Annotated in this window: 16 protein-coding genes; 8 read left to right on the top strand and 8 right to left on the bottom strand. The window is 68.3% G+C overall.

Annotated features, from left to right (window positions below; genetic code table 11):
- Positions 1-147: 147 nt before the first annotated feature.
- Positions 148-861 carry a class I SAM-dependent methyltransferase gene (locus ACFWPX_RS08090; protein WP_378926760.1) on the top strand — a complete coding sequence of 238 codons (714 nt, stop codon included), beginning with the start codon at positions 148-150 and terminating at the stop codon, positions 859-861.
- A gap of 58 nt (positions 862-919) precedes the next feature.
- Here ACFWPX_RS08090 and fadD11 read toward each other — a convergent pair whose 3' ends face one another.
- Genes fadD11 through ACFWPX_RS08055 form a run of 7 tightly spaced genes read right to left on the bottom strand, consistent with a single transcriptional unit; the run spans position 920 to position 9394 of the window.
- Positions 920-2719 carry a fatty acid--CoA ligase FadD11 gene (fadD11, locus tag ACFWPX_RS08085; protein WP_378926759.1) on the bottom strand — a complete coding sequence of 600 codons (1800 nt, stop codon included), beginning with the start codon at positions 2717-2719 and terminating at the stop codon, positions 920-922.
- Positions 2716-3663 carry an alpha/beta hydrolase gene (locus tag ACFWPX_RS08080; RefSeq protein ID WP_378926758.1) on the bottom strand — a complete coding sequence of 316 codons (948 nt, stop codon included), beginning with the start codon at positions 3661-3663 and terminating at the stop codon, positions 2716-2718. The genes fadD11 and ACFWPX_RS08080 overlap by 4 nt, the downstream gene beginning before the upstream one ends.
- Positions 3660-4532: a short-chain dehydrogenase/reductase gene (locus tag ACFWPX_RS08075; protein ID WP_378918139.1), complete on the bottom strand. Its 873-nt coding sequence runs from the start codon at positions 4530-4532 to the stop codon at positions 3660-3662. Before ACFWPX_RS08075 ends, ACFWPX_RS08080 begins: the two co-directional genes overlap by 4 nt.
- A complete protein-coding gene (locus tag ACFWPX_RS08070) occupies positions 4532-5989 on the bottom strand; it encodes a flavin-containing monooxygenase (RefSeq protein ID WP_378926757.1) in 1458 nt (485 codons plus the stop codon). The genes ACFWPX_RS08075 and ACFWPX_RS08070 overlap by 1 nt, the downstream gene beginning before the upstream one ends.
- 3 nt (positions 5990-5992) lie before the next feature.
- Positions 5993-7465: an aldehyde dehydrogenase family protein gene (locus ACFWPX_RS08065; protein ID WP_378926756.1), complete on the bottom strand. Its 1473-nt coding sequence runs from the start codon at positions 7463-7465 to the stop codon at positions 5993-5995.
- A 19-nt stretch (positions 7466-7484) separates the two neighbouring features.
- The gene (locus ACFWPX_RS08060; protein ID WP_378926755.1) at positions 7485-8516 is read right to left on the bottom strand and encodes a PDR/VanB family oxidoreductase; all 1032 of its coding nucleotides are present in this window, start codon (positions 8514-8516) and stop codon (positions 7485-7487) included.
- Entirely contained in the window at positions 8513-9394 is an 882-nt protein-coding gene (locus ACFWPX_RS08055) for a metal-dependent hydrolase (protein ID WP_378917905.1), read from the bottom strand. Before ACFWPX_RS08055 ends, ACFWPX_RS08060 begins: the two co-directional genes overlap by 4 nt.
- Positions 9395-9492: 98 nt before the next feature.
- Between ACFWPX_RS08055 and ACFWPX_RS08050 the strand changes: the two genes are divergently transcribed.
- A complete protein-coding gene (locus ACFWPX_RS08050) occupies positions 9493-10110 on the top strand; it encodes a TetR/AcrR family transcriptional regulator (protein WP_378926754.1) in 618 nt (205 codons plus the stop codon).
- A gap of 15 nt (positions 10111-10125) precedes the next feature.
- Here the strand turns inward: ACFWPX_RS08050 and ACFWPX_RS08045 are convergent, their stop codons facing one another.
- On the bottom strand, positions 10126-11274 hold the full coding sequence (locus tag ACFWPX_RS08045) for an acyl-CoA dehydrogenase family protein (RefSeq protein WP_378926753.1): 1149 nt from the start codon (positions 11272-11274) through the stop codon (positions 10126-10128).
- Positions 11275-11465: 191 nt separating this feature from the next.
- On the opposite strand from ACFWPX_RS08045, the gene ACFWPX_RS08040 reads away from it, so the two are divergent.
- From ACFWPX_RS08040 to ACFWPX_RS08015, 6 genes are read left to right on the top strand one after another with little or no spacing between them, the layout of a single operon-like run.
- Positions 11466-12965, top strand: coding sequence for a CoA-acylating methylmalonate-semialdehyde dehydrogenase (locus ACFWPX_RS08040; protein WP_378926752.1), 1500 nt, complete (start codon positions 11466-11468; stop codon positions 12963-12965).
- A gap of 7 nt (positions 12966-12972) precedes the next feature.
- On the top strand, positions 12973-14112 hold the full coding sequence (locus tag ACFWPX_RS08035) for an acyl-CoA dehydrogenase family protein (RefSeq protein WP_378926751.1): 1140 nt from the start codon (positions 12973-12975) through the stop codon (positions 14110-14112).
- Complete coding sequence (locus tag ACFWPX_RS08030) at positions 14109-15179, top strand: enoyl-CoA hydratase/isomerase family protein (protein WP_378926750.1); 1071 nt, start codon at positions 14109-14111, stop codon at positions 15177-15179. Before ACFWPX_RS08035 ends, ACFWPX_RS08030 begins: the two co-directional genes overlap by 4 nt.
- A complete protein-coding gene (gene mmsB, locus ACFWPX_RS08025) occupies positions 15176-16072 on the top strand; it encodes a 3-hydroxyisobutyrate dehydrogenase (RefSeq protein WP_378917893.1) in 897 nt (298 codons plus the stop codon). Before ACFWPX_RS08030 ends, mmsB begins: the two co-directional genes overlap by 4 nt.
- On the top strand, positions 16069-16845 hold the full coding sequence (locus ACFWPX_RS08020; protein ID WP_378926749.1) for an enoyl-CoA hydratase: 777 nt from the start codon (positions 16069-16071) through the stop codon (positions 16843-16845). The genes mmsB and ACFWPX_RS08020 overlap by 4 nt, the downstream gene beginning before the upstream one ends.
- 33 nt (positions 16846-16878) lie before the next feature.
- The gene (locus ACFWPX_RS08015) at positions 16879-18090 is read left to right on the top strand and encodes an acetyl-CoA C-acetyltransferase (protein ID WP_378926748.1); all 1212 of its coding nucleotides are present in this window, start codon (positions 16879-16881) and stop codon (positions 18088-18090) included.
- Positions 18091-18115: the final 25 nt, after the last annotated feature.

The following is an 18115-nucleotide window of genomic DNA, read 5'->3' as shown; positions in this document are numbered from 1 at the left end:
TCACTCTCTCTCTCTGCTCATTCTTCACTCTATTTTCCTGTTTTTTTACACACATTCTTTCTGGGGGGGGGGCCGCGCGTTCTCCCCGCCCCCTCCCCCCCCCCGACTTATTCTCGCTGGCCTGCGTCTACCGAGAGGATCGCTGAGATGTACGAGGGCGAGCTCACCGAAATCTACGACTGCATCCAGGCCGACCGCGGCAAAGACTACGCGGGTGAGGCCCGGCTTGTTGCGGATCTCGTCCGTGCCCGCAACCCCGAAGCCGAGTCCGTGCTGGACGTCGCCTCGGGGACCGGCAGCCACCTGCGTTACCTACGTGCGGACTTCCCGGACGCGGCCGGCCTGGACCAGTCGCCGGAAATGATCGCGCTGGCCGAGCGGCAGCTACCCGAGATCACCATGCACCAGGGCGACATGAGGAATTTCGATCTCGGGCGCACGTTCGATGTCGTCACGTTGATGTACAGCTCCATCGCCTATGTGGACGACTACCCCGACCTGGTCCGGGCGCTGGCCGCTCTGGGGCGGCACCTCGGCTCCGGCGGAGTGTTGGTGATCGAGCCATGGGCGTTCCCGGACTCTGTCGCTGTCGACGACCTGGCCACGGATCTGATCCAGAACGACGATGGTGCGCTGACCCGCTTCTCCCATGCCGTGCGGGAAGCAGATGCGGTCGTGATGACCGTGCACTACCTGGTCGCAACCCCGGAGCGCGGGATCCGCCACCTCACCGACCGACATCGGCTGGCGCTCTTCACCCGCGAGCAGTACCTCGCGGCGTTCGCGGCGGCGGGGTGTCCGGCGGAGTTCGTTCGGCCGGAGCCGTTCGGCCTCGGCCTGTTCATCGGTGTGAAACAGTGACCGAACAGCCCCAGCTGGGATCAGCTGGGGCTGTTCGGTCTTCGGCTGAGGAGACGGGTTACCCGGCGTTGACGATATGGGCGGGCGGGTTCTCGGCGTAGAGCTCGTCGATCTGCGCGGTGTACTTCTCGGCGATGACCTTGCGCTTGAGCTTCAAGGTGAGTGTGACCTCGTCGCCGCCCGCCTCCCAGAACGTGGGCAGGACGCGGAAGCGCTTGACCTGCTCCACTCGCGAGAGCTTGCTGTTGCCCACGGCCACACCGGCTTCGATCGCGGCGAGCACCGTGGCATCGACGGCCAGCGCGGCGGCGGAGGCGTCGGCCAAGCCGTGCTCGCGAGCGTAGGGCTCGACCGATTCGGCGTCGAGCACGATCAAGGCGGTGTTGTAGGACCTGCCGTCGCCGAGGACGGCCATGGCGCCGATCAGCGGGGTGGCGGCCTTGATCGCGTTCTCGATGTTGGTGGGCGACATGTTCTTGCCCGCCGAGTTGATGATCATCTCCTTCTTACGGTCGACGACGCGGAGGTAGCCCTGGTCGTCGATGTTGACGATGTCACCGGTGTGCAGCCAGCCCTCGGCGTCGACCGCCTCGGCGGTCTGCTCGGGCAGGCCGCGGTAGCCCTTCATCACCAGTGGCCCGCGCACGTGCAGTTCACCGTCGTCGGAGAGCCGGGACTCCATGCCGGGCAACAACTTTCCGACCGCACCGAGCTTGGCGTCGCTGGGATGGCTGACGCTGCAGATGCACGACAGCTCCGACATGCCCCAGATCTCGGCGATCGGGATGCCCAGACCGGCGAAGAAGGCCAGCGTCTGCGGCGGGATCGGGGCAGCGCCGGACATGGCCCACCGCACCCGGTCCAGACCGAGGGCCGCGCGTAGCTTGCTCAGCACCAGGTCGTCGGCCCGCGCCCATTCGGCGGCGAGCTCGGCGGGCACCGGTTCGTCGGCCAGCTGGTGAGCGCTGCGTGCCGCGGCGACCGACATCGCCCATGCCATGCCCTGGCGGCGCGTCTCGTCGGGTTCGGCCGCGACCTTGAATTCGATAGCGGCCTTGAGCTTTTCCCACACTCGCGGTACCGCGCCCCAGATGGTCGGATGCAGGTCGGCGAGGGCGGGGGCGATCTGCTTGGGGTCGCCGACACAGGTCACCTGGGTGCCGAGCACCTCCTGGACATAGAGCGCGGTGAGCCGGTCGGCGATATGGGCCGTCGGCATGAACGAGGTGATGGTGTCACCGAATTCGATGCCGAGGATGCCGGCGATGCCGTGCACCTGGAACAGCAGCGCGGCATGGGTGGTCTCGACGCCCTTGGGCGCGCCGGTGGTGCCCGAGGTGTAGATCAGGGTCGCGACATCATCGCCGCGCACCGCACGCCAAGCGGCGTCGAAGTCGAAATCGTCGCGGCCCGCTTCGACCAGATCGGCCACCGACAGCGTGCCCTCGGGTGCCTCGTCCACACAGACGATGTGATCGAGTTCGACACCGGACGAGGCGATCAGCTTGACGTACTGCGGCTCGCAGATCACCACGCGCGCTTCGGCATTGCCGAGCACGTAGGCGAGCTGTTCGGGGGAGAGGGTGTTGTACACCGAGAACGAGGTGGCGCCCAGATGCTGCGCGCCGACTTCCAGAGGATAGAACTCCACCCGGTTGCTCATCATCAACGCGACGGTGTCGCCGCGGCGCACGCCGAGACCGGCCAGTCCGGCGGCCACCGCGCGGACCTGGGCCGCGTACTCGCCCCAGGTGATCGTCTTGGCGTCACCGGGGGTACGCAGAGCGACCGCCGCGGGATCGATCGATGCGGTGTGCTGGAAAGCTGCGGGCAGGGTGTCGAAACGGGGAATGCTCACGAGGCAGGCACTTTCTGGGTCATGACCGCGGGTGCGGTGTCGAGATGAGCGGCGACGAAGCGAGCCGCCGCTCGATAGGCCGTTCTGGATTCGGGGACGACGATGGGCAGCGTCTGGAAGGCATGCATCTGATCCGGCCACACCTGCAGTTCGCAGTGCGCTCCGGTGTCGCGCCAGCGACTCGCCAGCACGGTCGCGTCGGCGCCGAAGTACTCGGTGTCGCTGGCGTGGATCAGGGTGGGCGGCAACCGCATTCCGGGGACGGGCCGCAGTTCGAACGGTTCGGTGGTGAAGGCGGCGATCGCCTGCCTGGCGATCTGGGTGGACAGCAGTCCGTCGCGGTGCTCGTTCTCGTGGCCGATCGCGATGGCGAGACTCAGGTCGGCCATCGGGGAGAACAGCACCAGCGCACCCGGTTCGGGCAGCCCGGCGCGGGCGTTCTCGACGGCCAGATGCGCCGCGAGGAAGCCGCCGGCCGAATCACCGGCGACGACGATCCGGTCGGCGCGATAGCGCCGGGTCAGCCACCGGAACGCGGCGGCGACATCGGCGGGAGCGGCGGGGAACGGGTGCTCGGGGGCGAGCCGGTAGTCCAGGGTGAACACCGGAAGTCTGGTCGCGGTGGACAACCGGGAGGCGACGCCGCGGTACCCGAGGGCCGACCCCGCGACGAACCCGCCGCCGTGGATGTAGAGCACGACCGCGTCGCAACGGTCGGCGCGCGGCCCACGCACCCACTCGCCGCGGATCCCGTCCTCGTCCACCGGCTCGGTCGTCGTCGCGCGCAACGGTGGCGCGCCCGCCCGCAATGCCTGTTCTATGAGCAGCCGCGACGGCGGCAGCGTGTAGGCGTTCACCGGCGTGAGCGCGGCCAGCTGGCCCACGGTGAATGCCGAGACCTGCCGAACGGTGCGGGCCCGCAGCGACCCGCGTTCGATGGTCACCGGCGTTGCTCGATCGACCGGATCAGCGCGTGCACCGTGGAGTCGGCGGCGAGCCGGTGATCGAGGACGACGTTGATCGCGCCGCGCAACAGCGCGTAGGGCTCCCAGCCGCTCGGCGCGATGGTGCGCGGCGCGCGGCGGGCGATGCCGTCGGCGATCGTGCGGGCGGCGTACTCGGCGGTGATCCGCACATTGAGCGGCCACGGCAGCATTCCGTCGAGCTCTTTGCCGAGGTCGTCGACATCGAGCATGTCGTGGGTCATCGCGGTGTCGACGATGCCGAAGTAGGCGACGCCCGCGCTGGCCCCGCTCGCGGCGAGTTCCACGCGCAGTGCCCGGCCCAACTGCTCGACCGCGGCCTTGCTCACCATGTACGGCGAACCGCCCATCCCCGGCGCGAACGCCGCGCACGACGATACGACGACGACATGTCCGCGCGCGCGGACGATATGGTCGAGCGCCGGATGCACGGTGTTGAACACACCGGTGAGGTTGATGCCGATCACCCGGTCGAAGTCGGCCGGGTCCATCGTGCGCACGGTGGCGGGCACCGGGGTCACACCCGCGTTGGCCACGACCACGTCGAGCGTGCCGAACCGCTGCACCACCTCCTCGACCGCCGCCGACATCTGTGCCCGGTCGGCGACATCGGCGCCGATGCCATGGGCGTCGCCTCCCAACTCGTCGGCTGCCCGGCGGGCCGCGGCGGCGTCGATGTCGATCACGACGACCTGCGCGCCGCGGCGGGACAGGATCGCGGCCAGCTCACGGCCGATGCCCTGGCCCGCACCGGTGATCAGGACGACCTTGCCCGCCACGTCGTAGGAGGGGGCGAACCAGCCGGCCGGTGTGAGATCGGGCAGGCGCATCATGCCGACACCTCGTAGGACTCGATGTCGAATCGCCGGGTGCGGCGCCGGTATTCGAAGCTCCAGCTCGGATACAGTCCGGCGTTGCCGCCCTCGGCGGTGGTGTAGTAGCTGTCGCAACCGCCGGTCAGCCAGACGGTGTCGGTGCTGCGCACGCGCATCTCCTCGACGAAATCCTCCTGCACCTGCGGGCGGACCTCGACGCGGGTCTCGCCGCGGGTCCGCAGCGTGGTCAGCGCGTCGACGATGTAGGCGATCTGCGACTCGATCATGAAGACCGCCGACTGGTTGCCCACCGCACCGAACGGGCCGAGTGTGCAGAAGAAGTTCGGGAATCCGGCGACCGCCGCACCGAGGTAGGTCTGCGGCCGCTTCCGGTAGAGCTGGGCGATCGAATGCCCGTCGCGGCCGATGATGCGGTCGAACACACTCGGCGTTGAGGTGAAGCCGGTGCCGTAGATGATGGTGTCCACGGGGATCTCGACCCCGGCGCGGGTGACGATGGAGCGCGCGCGGACCTCGGCGATGCCGTCGGTCACCACATCGACGTTGTCCTTGTCGAGGGCGGGCAGGTAGGCGTCGGAGAAGATCGCCCGCTTACAGCCGAGCATGTAGTCCGGGGTCACCTTGGCGCGCAGCTTCGGGTCGCGGATCTGGCGGCGCAGCTGGATCCGGCCGAGCAGCTCGTAGGGATGGCGGAACCGGTTGTCGACGAACCCGACCAGGCCGAAGCTCTCGATCAGCGAGTACCAGGTGCCGCGAACGGCTTTCTGCGCCAACGGGATCTGACGCAGCAGCCGACGCTCGAGTCCGATCGTCGGCCGGTCGAGCCGCGGCACGATCCACGGTGCCGATCGCTGGAACACCGTCATCGCGGCGACCTCGGGCTGGATCTCCGGCACGAACTGGACCGCGGAGGCGCCGGTGCCGATCACCGCGACGCGCTTGCCGGTCAGATCATGGTCGTGATCCCAGTGCAGCGAGTGGAAGGCCGTGCCTTCGAAGGTCTCGAGACCGGGCAGTGACGGATACTTGGCCTCGGCGAAAATGCCTGCCGCGGAAAGGAAGTAGTCCGCCGTGAGCTCGCCGCGCGAGGTCTCGATCCGCCACAGTGACTGCTCGTCGTCCCAGCGCGCGTCCAGCAGTTCGGTGCCGAGGCGCACATGCCGGATCACGTCGTTGTCCTCGGCGACGGTGCGCAGGTAATCGAGGATCTCGGCCTGCTTGCCGTAGGTGCGCGACCACTCCGCGTTGGGTGCGAAGGAGTAGCTGTAGAGCTGGGAGGGCACATCGCAGGCGCAGCCGGGGTAGGTGTTGGCCTGCCAGGTGCCGCCGAGGTCATCGGCGCGTTCCAGCACGACGATGTCGTCGAAGCCGGCTTCGCGGAGTTTGATCGTCAGCCCGATCCCACCGAATCCGGCGCCGAGCACGACGATGTGCGTGTGTTCTGTGGGCATGGGTCAGCCGATCCTTCCGTGCAGCACCGACACCAGGCGATCGACGACGTTGTCGATCGTGGCGCTGCGGGTGAATGTCGTGAGCGCCAGCGGCGAGGAGAACCGTTGCCGGGTGGTCGCTTTGGCGTAGGTGAACTCGCGCAGGCCGTCGGGTCCGTGCACCCGGCCGAAGCCGGAGGCCCCGACCCCGCCCAGCGGCAGCGCCGGGATGGTGGCGTGCGCGATGAACGCGTTGATCGAGGTACCGCCCGCGTTGATGCGGTCGGCGATCGCGTCGCCGTCGCGGCGGGCGAACACGGTGGCGCCGAGCCCGTACTCGGAGTCGTTGACCCGCTCGATCGCCTCGTCCATGGAATCGACCCGGGTGACGACCAGCGTCGGGCCGAAGGTCTCCTCGGTGACCGCGGCCGAATCGTGCGGCACGTCGACCAGGATGGTCGGCTGCACGAACTGGCCGTCGATGGCGTCGAGCCCGCCCAGTAGTGCCCGGCCGCCGCGCGCGATGGCGTCCTCGATGTGGCGCTGGATCACCGCGAGCTGCTTGGGCATGGTGATCGGACCGATCTTCGCGGTGCCCTGCCCGGCACGCAGATCGCCTGCCCGATCGAGCAATTCGGTGAGGAACGTGTCGTAGACGTCGGTGTGCACGTAGACCCGCTCCACGCCCAGGCAGGTCTGTCCCGCATTGGCCATGCCGCCCCACAGCGTGGCGTCGGCCGCGGCGCCGAGGTCGGCGTCGGCGTCGACGATCAGTGCGTCCTTGCCACCGCATTCCATGAGGACCGGCGTGAGGCGTTCCGCGCAGGCGGCCATCACCCGTTTGCCGGTCTCGGTGGAACCGGTGAACCCGATCTTGCCGACCCGGCTGCGGCACAGCGCAGCACCGGTCTCGCCGCCGCCGGTGATCACCTGCAGCACAGGCTGTTCGGGCACCGCACGGGTGAACGCCTCAGCGAGCCAGACGCCGACACCGGGGGTGTACTCACTGGGTTTGAACACCACCGCGTTGCCGGCGGCTAGAGCGAACGAGATCGAGCTGAGCGGGGTGAACACCGGATAGTTCCACGGGCCGATCACCCCGACCACGCCGAAGGGGCGGTATTCGACCCGGCAGGCCTGGTTGACGGTGAGCAGACTCGGCGCGACCGAGCGCGGTCCGAGCACGTCTTTCGCGTTGTGCGCGGCCCATTTCAGGTGCTCGAGCGCCATCACGATCTCGAGTGCGGCGTCGGAGTGCGGTTTGCCCATCTCCGCGCCGATGAGGCGGGCGAGTTCGTCGCGGCCGCGGGTGATCTCGGTGCGCCAGCGATCGAGGCGACGGGCGCGTTCGTCGAAACCCACTGTGCGCCACCAGGTCGCGGCACCGTGGGCCCGCTCGACGGCGGCCTCGACGTCGATCTCGTCGTGGTGGGGATAGGAACCGACCAGGGCGCCGGTCGCGGGACTGTGGACGTCGAAGGTGAGGGAGGTGGTCATGGGACCATGCCTTTCGCGGTCAGAGGTCCAGCGTGAGTGCGCCACCGGCGGAACGGGATACGCAGGTGAGGAGGTGATCGGCGCGCTCGCCCGGGGGGAGCAGTCGGTCGCGGTGGTCGATCTCGCCCGCGATGACCTTGGTCTTGCAGCTGCCGCAGAAGCCCTGCCTGCAGGAGAAGGCGACATCGGGGCGCGCCCGGCGAATCGCCTCGAGCGCGGTCTCGGTGCTGCCCACCCGCACGGTCTCCCCGCTGCGGGCGAGGGTGATGTCGAATTCCTTGCCGTCGGTCACCGGCCGCGCCGAGAACAGTTCGGTGTGCAGCGAGGCGGTGGGATTGCGCGCGAACAGGCCGCGCTGGGCGGCATCGAGAACCGGGGGAGGGCCGCACACGTACACCGCCGCGCCGGGAGCCGCGGTGGCGAGCAGCGCGGAGATGTCGGGTGTGCCGGTCTCGTCGTCGGGGCGCAGCTCGGTGCCCGCGGGGAGTTCGCCGAGGAACGGCATGGTTTCCCGCGACCGACCGAGGTAGACCAGCCGTCCGCGAGAACCGGCCGCGTGCGCCATCGGCAGGATCGGGGTGATCCCGATCCCGGCGGCGATGAACAGGTACGACGGTGCGGTCTCGACGAAGGTGAAAGCGTTGCGCGGGCCGCGGATACGGAGCACGTCCCCCGAGCGCAGGGCGTGCATCTCCCGCGATCCGCCGTCGCCGTCCGCGAGACGGCGCACCGCGATGCGGTAGCGGTGCCGGTCGCGCGGGTCGCCGCACAGGGAGTACTGGCGTTGGCGGCCCGAGGCGAGGAAGACGTCGATGTGGGAACCCGGCCGCCACGACGGCAGGTTCGCGCCTTCGGTGTGGGCGAGGGTCAGGCTCACCACATCGGTGGCCTCGGCGTGCACCGCTTCCACCCGGACGTCGAGGTCGAAGCCGTTGTGTCGCACCGGATGTGGTGGCGACAGCGTGGGCTGGGTGAAGACCTTCTTGTAGATGTCGACGGCGGCGCCGAGCGCTCGCAGGCTCGGCGTCGCGACATCGGCGACAGGGTTCACGCGCGCGCCGCCGGCGAATGCGCCAGGTATCGCAGGGCGTTGTCCATCGAACCCAGCTGCGAGGGGTGGAAACCCGGCCGCAGGTAGCGCGGCATCTCGGTGACGAAGGTGGTGAAGTTCGGGATCACTCCGCGCACCGTCGCGCTCACGAACTGCCTGGCCCAGGAGCGTCCCTTGTTCTTGCTGGGGTCCTGGCGATACAGGTAGGCGGTCGAGACGATGAACAGCGGCAGCAGGGTGCCACTGGCGAGCAGCCCGGTGCGCAGCCGCCGGGCGTAACCGCCGTCGACGTGCATGTACGCGTCGAACACCACGCTGCGATGCTCGACCTCCTCGGCGCCGTGCCAGCGCACCAGATCGAGCATCGTCGGGTCCATCCCGAGCTCGGCCAGCACATCCGATTCCAGCAGCCATTCGCCGATGACGGCGGTGAAGTGTTCCATCCCGGCGAACAGGCCGAGGCGTTCCTTGAGCCATTCCTCCTTGGCGCGGCCGGTGAGGCCCTGGTCGCCGAGGATCCGATCGACCATCCAGGCGATCTTGGCGACATAGGACTCCACATCGAGCCCGATCGACTGCAGATGCCGCCGCGCGCCTTCGTGGCTGCTGGCGTGCATCGACTCCTGGCCGATGAACCCGGTGACCTCCTCCCGCAGCCGCTCGTCCTGGATATAGGGCAGGGCCTCGGCGAGGCACGTGGCCATCGCTCGTTCGCCCTCGGGAAGTACGAGATGCATCACATTGGTGACATGTGTCGCGAGTACTTCGCCCGGGATGTAGTGCATGGGCACCGACGTGAAGTCGAAATGCACATCCCGCGCGTGAATTGCGTGCGCTTCTTCCTGATAGGAGCGCGCCGTTGCACCGTTATCAGCCATATGGAGACCGTACAGTGCAACAAATATCTTCGCAATGTTGCACAGTGATCTGATCCACGTCTGTGACCGTGGCTCGCCGCGCCTGCTACCGTCGAACCGTGCTCTCTACCGCCGCGACCTCGGGGAATTCGCCCACCGCCGACTCGGTCGAAGAACGAATTCTCGATGCCGCCCTCGTGCAGTTCGAGCGGGTCGGCGTGCGCAAGACGACGATCGAGGACATCGCAAGGGCCGCCGACGTCGACCGCGCCACCGTCTACCGGCGCATCGGGTCGCGCGATGACGTGGTGAGCGCGGCGTTCGAACGGGAGGTGCGCAGGCTGCTCGCCGACCTGGGGGAGATCCCGGCGCGCCACGACACCTTCGACGACATCGTCGTCGACATCTTCACCACCGTGATCACGCGCTGGCGGGCGCACCCACTGGTCGAGCGGCTGCTGACCCTGGAGGCCGACCGGCTGCTGCCGCAGCTCACCGTCGACGGCGCGTCGTTCTTCCTGCTCTCGGTCGCCGCGTCCACGGAGATCATCCGAAAGGTGCTCGAGGACAGTCGATTCCCCGACATCCCCGATCTCAGTGCGCGCGTCGAAGTGGTCTGCCGGGTGGTGCACTCGCTGATCCTGCAGCCGGTCGGCACCATCGATACCGGCTCGGAACAGGCCTTGGCGGCGTTCGCCCGCGCCTACGTGGTCCCGATTCTGGTGACCGGCTCGTAGACGCGGGCCGGCGCGTCAGAGGAAGCGGGCGATCAGGTCCTTCATGACCTCGTTGGCGCCCGCGTAGATGCGTGAGATGCGCCCGTCGATCCACAGGCGCGCGATCGGGTACTCCTCCATGTAGCCGTAGCCGCCGTGCAGCTGGACGCACCGGTCGATCACCTGGGACTGCTGATCGGTGGTCCAGTACTTGATCATCGCGGCGGTCTTCACATCCAGCGCGCCGCGCAGGTGCTTGGCCACCGCATCGTCGACGAAGGTGCGCACGACGGTCGCGATCGTCGCGCAGTCGGCCAGCTCGAAGCGGGTGTTCTGCAGGGCGAACAGCGGCTTGCCGAATGCGTTGCGCTGCTTGACATAGGCGAGCGTCTCGTCGACGGCGGCCTCGATCGCGGCCGCGGCGGCGACCCCACAGATCAGCCGTTCCTGCGGCAGTTGCTGCATGAGCTGGATGAAGCCCTGGCCCTCGGCGTCGCCGAGCAGGTTCGCCTGCGGCACCCGGAGCCCGTCGAAGAACAGCTCGGTGGTGTCCTGGCCCTTCTGGCCGACCTTCTTCAGCAGTCTGCCGCGCTCGAATCCGGGGGTGTCGTCGGCGACCTCGGCGACCACCAGCGACACGCCCTTGGCGCCGAGGCTGGGGTCGGTCTTGACGGCGATGATCAGCAGATCGCAGTTGCGGCCGTTGGAGATGAAGGTCTTGGCGCCGCTGATCACGTAGTCGTCGCCGTCCTTCACCGCCTTGGTCGCGATGTTCTGCAGATCCGAGCCGGTGCCCGGCTCGGTCATGGCGATGGCGCCGATCCACTCGCCGGAGGCGAGCTTGGGCAGCCAGCGCTTCTTGTTCTCCTCCGAGGCGTAGGACAGGATGTAGTGCGGCACGATGCCGGTGTGCACACCCAGCTGCATCGCGGAGTCGCCGCCTTTGACCTGCTCGGTGAACAGCACGGCCTCGTGCGCGAAAGTGCCACCGCCGCCGCCGTATTCCTCGGGAACCGACATGCACAGCAGGCCCAGCTCGCCAGCCTGCCGGTAGACCTCACGGCTGGGGTATCCCTGCGCGGCGAACTCCTCGCGGTGCGGCGCGACGGTGTTGACGAAGAAGTTGCGGGCCAGCTCGGCCAGGCCCTGCAGCTCCGACTCGGCGTCGGTGTCGACGGTGCTCATCGAGTTCCTCTCCTTGTTTCGATGGACTGCGCACCAGAGTGGACACTCTGTTGGCAATCTGTCAATAGTGAGGGTAGGGCATTGACAAACATCAACCGTACTGCGAAGGTTCCAATTGCTTGGACATCCAACTATTGGATAACCTCCAACTGCGCGCACCGCGCAACCGACATCAACGGAGTAGGACTGGCATGGTTCGCGAACTCACGCACTTCATCGGCGGCAAGCACGTCACCGGCACTTCCGGCGCCTACGGCGACGTCTTCGATCCCAACCTCGGACAGGTCCAGGCCAGGGTTCCGCTGGCGAACACCGCCGAAGTGGCCGCGGTGATCGCGAACGCGGCCGAGGCCCAGCGGGTGTGGGCGGCGTTCAACCCCCAGAAGCGCGCCAGGGTGCTGATGAAGTTCGTGAACCTGGTCAACGACGAGATGGACAGCCTGGCCGCGCTGCTCTCGGCCGAGCACGGCAAGACCATCGCCGACGCCAAGGGCGACATCCAGCGCGGACTCGAGGTCATCGAGTTCGCCATCGGCATTCCGCACTTGCTCAAGGGTGAGTACAGCGACAGCGCGGGCACCGGCATCGACGTGTACTCGATGCGTCAGCCGCTCGGTGTCGTCGCCGGGATCACGCCGTTCAACTTCCCGGCGATGATCCCGCTGTGGAAGGCGGGCCCGGCGCTGGCCTGCGGCAACGCCTTCGTGCTCAAGCCGTCCGAGCGTGATCCCTCGGTGCCGCTGCGCCTGGCCGAGCTGTTCCTCGAGGCGGGTCTGCCGCCGGGCGTGTTCAACGTGGTCAACGGTGGCAAGGAAGCCGTCGACGCGATCCTGCACGACCCGCGGATCAAGGCGGTCGGATTCGTCGGCTCGACCCCGATCGCCCAGTACATCTACGAGACCGCGACCGCCAACGGCAAGCGCGCGCAGTGCTTCGGTGGGGCCAAGAACCACGCGGTCGTGATGCCCGACGCCGACCTCGACGATGTCGCCGATCAGCTCATCGGCGCGGCCTACGGCTCGGCGGGTGAGCGCTGCATGGCGCTGTCGGTGGCCGTGCCGGTGGGTCAGGAGACCGCGGATCGGCTGGTCGCGAAGCTCACCGAGCGCGTGCACAAGCTCAATGTCGGCCGCTCCGACGACCCGGGCGCCGACTTCGGCCCGCTGGTCGGGCTCGACGGTGTGAACCGGGTCAACGACTACGTGCAGATCGGTGTCGACGAGGGCGCGCAGCTGCTGGTCGACGGCCGCGGACTGACCGTCGACGGCGCCGAGGACGGCTTCTTCGTCGGTGCGAGCCTGTTCGACAACGTCACCGCCGACATGCGGATCTACAAAGAAGAGATCTTCGGCCCGGTGCTCACCGTGGTGCGCGCGGGCGACTACGAAGAAGCGCTGCGGCTTGTCGACGAGCACGAATACGGCAACGGTGTCGCGATCTTCACCCGCGACGGCGACACGGCCCGCGACTTCTCCGCCCGCGTGCAGGTCGGCATGGTCGGCGTGAACGTGCCGATCCCGGTTCCGATCGCCTACTTCACCTTCGGTGGCTGGAAGGGCTCGGGCTTCGGCGACCTCAACCAGCACGGCCCGGACTCGATCCGGTTCTACACCAAGACCAAGACTGTCACCCAGCGTTGGCCTGCCGGGCTCAAGGAGTCCAACGCGTTCGTCATCCCGACGATGGACTGATGCGGTGATGTTCACCCTCGATGAGGACGAGCGCGCGATCGGTGAGACCGCGCGCCAGTTCGCCGACGAGTTCCTGGCGCCGAACGCGCTGGATTGGGATGAGCGCAAACACTTCCCGGTCGATGTGCTGCGCAAGGCAGGCCCGCTCGGGCTCGGCGGCATCTCGGTGCGCGGCGACGTCGGCGGCTCCGAACTGCGCAGGCTCGACGCGGTCCGGATCTTCGAACAGCTCTCGACCGGGTGCCCCTCGGTGGCGGCGTACATCTCGATCCACAACATGGCGACCTGGATGATCGATGCCTACGGCACCGAGCAGCAGCGGCAGCGGTGGGTGCCGGGGATGGCGTCGATGGAGCTGCTCGGCAGCTATGCCCTGACCGAGCCGGGCATCGGCTCCGACGCGGCGGCCCTGAGTACCAAGGCCGTTCGCGACGGCGAGGACTACATCCTCACCGGCGCCAAGCAGTTCATCTCCGGCGCCGGCGCCAATGACGTGTACGTGATGATGGTGCGCACCGGCGGGGACGGCCCGCGCGGTATCTCGGCGCTGATCGTCCCGGCCGACACACCGGGTCTGACGGTCGGTCCCAATGAGAAGAAGATGGGCTGGAATGCCCAGCCGACCCGTCAGGTCCTGCTCGACGGCGCCCGGGTGCCGGTCGCCAACCGCCTCGGGGCCGAGGGCGACGGCTTCACGATCGCGATGAACGGACTCAACGGCGGGCGGCTCAATATCGCCGCCTGCTCGATCGGCGGCGCGCAGGCCGCGCTCGACAAGACGGTCCGCTACCTCACCGAACGCCACGCCTTCGGTAAACCGCTGGTGCGCAACGAGGCTCTGCAGTTCGAGCTGGCCGATATGGGCACCGAGCTGGAGGCGGCACGGACCCTGCTGTGGCGGGCCGCCGCCGCGCTGGACGCCGACGCACCGGACAAGGTATCCCTGTGCGCGATGGCGAAGCGATTCGCCACCGACACCGGTTTCGAGGTCGCCAACAAGGCACTGCAATTGCACGGCGGCTACGGCTACCTGCACGAATACGGCCTGGAGAAGATCGTGCGCGACCTGCGAGTGCACCAGATCCTCGAGGGCACCAACGAAATCATGCGGGTGGTCGTCGCCCGCTCACTGATCGGAGCAGCATGACCGACGAGCCCGAAGTCCTGATCACCGTCCGTGACGGTCTCGGCCTGATCACCCTGAACCGGCCCAAGGCCATCAACGCGCTCAATCACGCGATGACCCTTGCCATCACCGACGCGCTGCGGTCCTGGGCCGACGACGACGCGGTGCGCACCGTCGTGCTCACCGGCGCGGGCGAGCGCGGGCTCTGCGCGGGCGGCGACATCGTCGCCATCCACGCCGACGCGAAAGGCGGTACGGCCGGCGCTGATTCGCCGACCGGGCGGTTCTGGCGCGACGAGTACCATCTCAACGCGCTGATCGGCAGCTATCCCAAGCCGTATGTGGTGATCATGGACGGCATCGTGATGGGCGGCGGGGTCGGCCTGTCCGGGCACGGCAGCCACCGCGTCGTCACCGAGCGGTCCAAGATCGGGATGCCCGAGGTCGGTATCGGTTTCATCCCCGACGTCGGCGGCACCTACCTGCTCTCGCGCGCGCCCGGTGAGCTCGGCACCCACGTCGCGCTGACCACCGCCCGCATGGGCGCAGGCGATGCGATCGCGGCCGGATTCGCCGACTACTACGTGCCTTCCGGCGATCTCGACGGCCTGCTCGACGCGCTGCGCACAGTGAGTGCCGACGAGGCGATCGCGCAGTTCGCCACGCCCGCACCGGCTTCGGAGTTGCTCGCCCAGCAGAGCTGGATCGATGCCTGCTACAGCGCGGACACCGTCGAGGAGATCGCGGCCAGGCTGCGGGCCCACGAGTCACCCGATGCCGCGAAGGCCGCCGACGACCTGCTGGCGAAATCGCTGGTGGCGCTGAAGGTCACGCTGCGGTCGCTGCGCGCTGCGCGCGAACTGACCAGCCTCGAGGCGGTGCTCGACCAGGAATACCGGGTCTCGGTCGCCGCGCTCGGCTCACACGACCTGGTCGAGGGCATTCGCGCCCAGGTGATCGACAAGGACCGCAATCCCCAGTGGCGGCCGGCAACGCTCGCCGAGGTAACCGACGACCAGGTGGCGGCCTACTTCGCCGATCTCGGTGCGGCGGAACTGGGTTCGACGACAGCGAAGGCGCAGCGATGAGCAAGAAGATCGGTTTCCTCGGGCTCGGCCACATGGGCGGCCCGATGGCGGCGAACCTGGTGCGGGCGGGCTACGAAGTGCTCGCCTACGACCCGGTGCCCGCCGCGCAGGAGCAGGCCCGCACCGACGGCGCGACCGTGGTGGACACCGCCGCCGCGGCCGCCGCCGACCGTGACGTGGTGATCACCATGCTGCCCAACGGCAAACTCGTCCTCGACGTCTACGCCGAACTGCTGCCCGCCGCCACGCCGGGCACGCTGTTCATCGACTGTTCCACCATCGACGTCGCCGACGCGAAAGCAGCTGCGGCACTGGCCGTCACGGCGGGTCACCGCCCGCTGGACGCGCCGGTCTCCGGTGGTGTCGCCGGTGCCACCGCGGGCACCCTCACCTTCATGGTGGGTGGCGCGGCCGCCGACTTCGCCGACGCGAGCGAGGTGCTCGGGGTGATGGGCGGCAAGGTGGTGCACTGTGGTGACGCCGGGGTCGGTCAGGCCGCCAAGATCTGCAACAACATGCTGCTCGGGATCTCCATGATCGGGCTGTCGGAGGCGCTGGTGCTCGGTGAGCGACTCGGCCTGAGCCACCAGTCGTTCTTCGACGTGGTGTCCACCGCGTCGGGCCAGAGCTGGGCGCTGACCAGCTACTGCCCGGTGCCAGGCCCGGTGCCCGCCAGCCCGGCCAACAACGACTACCTGCCCGGCTTCGCCACCGCGCTGATGTCGAAGGACCTCACCCTGGCCGCGAACGCGTTGCAGGCCAACGGGATCGACGGTCAGCTCGGCGAACTCGCCGCCGCGATCTACGCGCGGTTCAACCAGACCGACGCACATCGCGACTTCTCCGCCATCGTCACCGACATCCGCGACCGATCCGGCGAGGCCACCGCGTGAACGACTACGAAACCATCCTGGTCGAGACCAAGAACCGCGTCGGCTGGATCACGCTGAACCGGCCAAAGGCACTCAACGCGCTCAACACCCAGGTGCTCGATGACATCGTCGCCGCGCTCGACGAACTCGGGCGTGACGACGAGGTCGGCGCCGTCGTGATCACCGGCTCCGCCAAGGCATTCGCGGCGGGCGCCGACATCAAGGAGATGGCGCCCAAGTCGTACATGGACATGTTCATGGACGATTTCTTCGCCCGCTGGGACCGGCTCGCGCAGTTCCGCAAGCCCACCATCGCCGCGGTCGCGGGATACGCGCTGGGCGGGGGCTGCGAGCTCGCCATGCTCTGCGACATCCTGATCGCCGCCGACACCGCGCAATTCGGTCAGCCCGAGATCAAGCTCGGCGTGATCCCCGGCATCGGTGGCTCCCAGCGACTCACCCGCGCGGTGGGGAAGGCCAAGGCGATGGACATGGTGCTGACCGGACGCACCATCGGCGCCGAGGAAGCCGAACGCGCCGGCCTCGTCTCGCGCATCGTGGCCGCCGACGACCTGCTCGACGTCACGGCAGAGGTGGCCGAGACCATCGCGGCGAAGTCGCTGCCGGTCACCATGATCGCCAAGGAAGCAGTGAACCGGTCCTTCGAGACCACCCTCGCCGAGGGAATCCGCTTCGAGCGCCGCGTCTTCCACTCGCTGTTCGCGATCGAGGACCAGACCGAGGGCATGAACGCCTTCGTCGACAAGCGGCCACCGAACTTCACCCATCGCTGACCCGGCATCACCCCACACACTTTTCGAGGAACCATGACCGAGGCATACATCTACGACGCGATCCGCACCCCGCGCGGCCGCGGCAAGAAGACAGGCGCCCTGCACGGCGTCAAGCCGCTCGACCTGGTGGTCGGGCTCATCGATGAACTCAAGACCCGCCATCCCGACCTCGATCCGGCAGCGATCGACGACATCGTCCTCGGCGTGGTGTCGCCGGTGGGCGACCAGGGCGCCGACATCGCCAAGACCGCCGCGATCGCGGCCGGACTGCCCGACACCGTCGCCGGCGTCCAGCTCAACCGGTTCTGCGGCTCGGGCCTGGAAGCGGTCAACACCGCCGCGCAGAAGGTGCGGTCGGGCTGGGAGCAGCTCGTCATCGCCGGTGGCGTGGAGTCGATGTCGCGGATTCCGCTCGGCTCCGACGGCGGCGCGTGGGCGCTCGACCCGATCACGAACTACCAGTCCTACTTCGTGCCGCAGGGCGTCAGCGCCGATCTGATCGCCACGATCGAGGGTTTCACCCGCGAGGACGTCGACGCCTTCGCGGTGCGGTCGCAGCAGAAGGCGGCAGCGGCCTGGTCGGGCGGCTACTTCGCCAAATCGGTTGTCCCGGTGCGCGATATCAACGGCGCCGTGCTGCTCGACCACGACGAGTTCATGCGGCCGGGCACCACCGTCGACAGCCTGGCCGGGCTCACACCGTCGTTCGCGGCGATGGGGGAGATGGGTGGCTTCGACGCGGTCGCCCTGCAGCGCTACCACCACATCGAGAAGATCGACCACGTGCACCACGCCGGTAACTCCTCCGGCATCGTCGACGGTTCGGCGCTGGTGCTCATCGGCAGCGAATCCGCGGGCAGCGCAGCCGGTCTCACCCCGCGCGCCAGGATCATCGCCTCCGCGGTCAGCGGCAGCGACTCCACGATCATGCTGACCGGACCGGTCCCGGCGACCGAGAAGGCGCTCGCCGTCGCGGGACTCACCGTCGACGACATCGACCTGTTCGAACTCAACGAGGCCTTCGCCTCGGTGGTGCTGAACTTCCAGAAGAAGCTCGGCGTGCCCGACGAGAAGATCAACGTCAACGGCGGCGCCATCGCCATGGGCCACCCGCTGGGCGCCACCGGCGCCATGATCACCGGGACCATGGTCGACGAGCTGGAGCGCCGGGGAGCGCGCCGCGCGCTGATCACGCTGTGCATCGGCGGCGGCATGGGTATCGCCACCATCATCGAGCGCGTCTGAGCGCCGGACCCGGATACAGAGGAAA

Source organism: Nocardia sp. NPDC058518 (genome assembly GCF_042719655.1).
GTDB lineage: Bacteria > Actinomycetota > Actinomycetes > Mycobacteriales > Mycobacteriaceae > Nocardia.
This window is presented reverse-complemented; position numbering and strand designations above follow the sequence as displayed.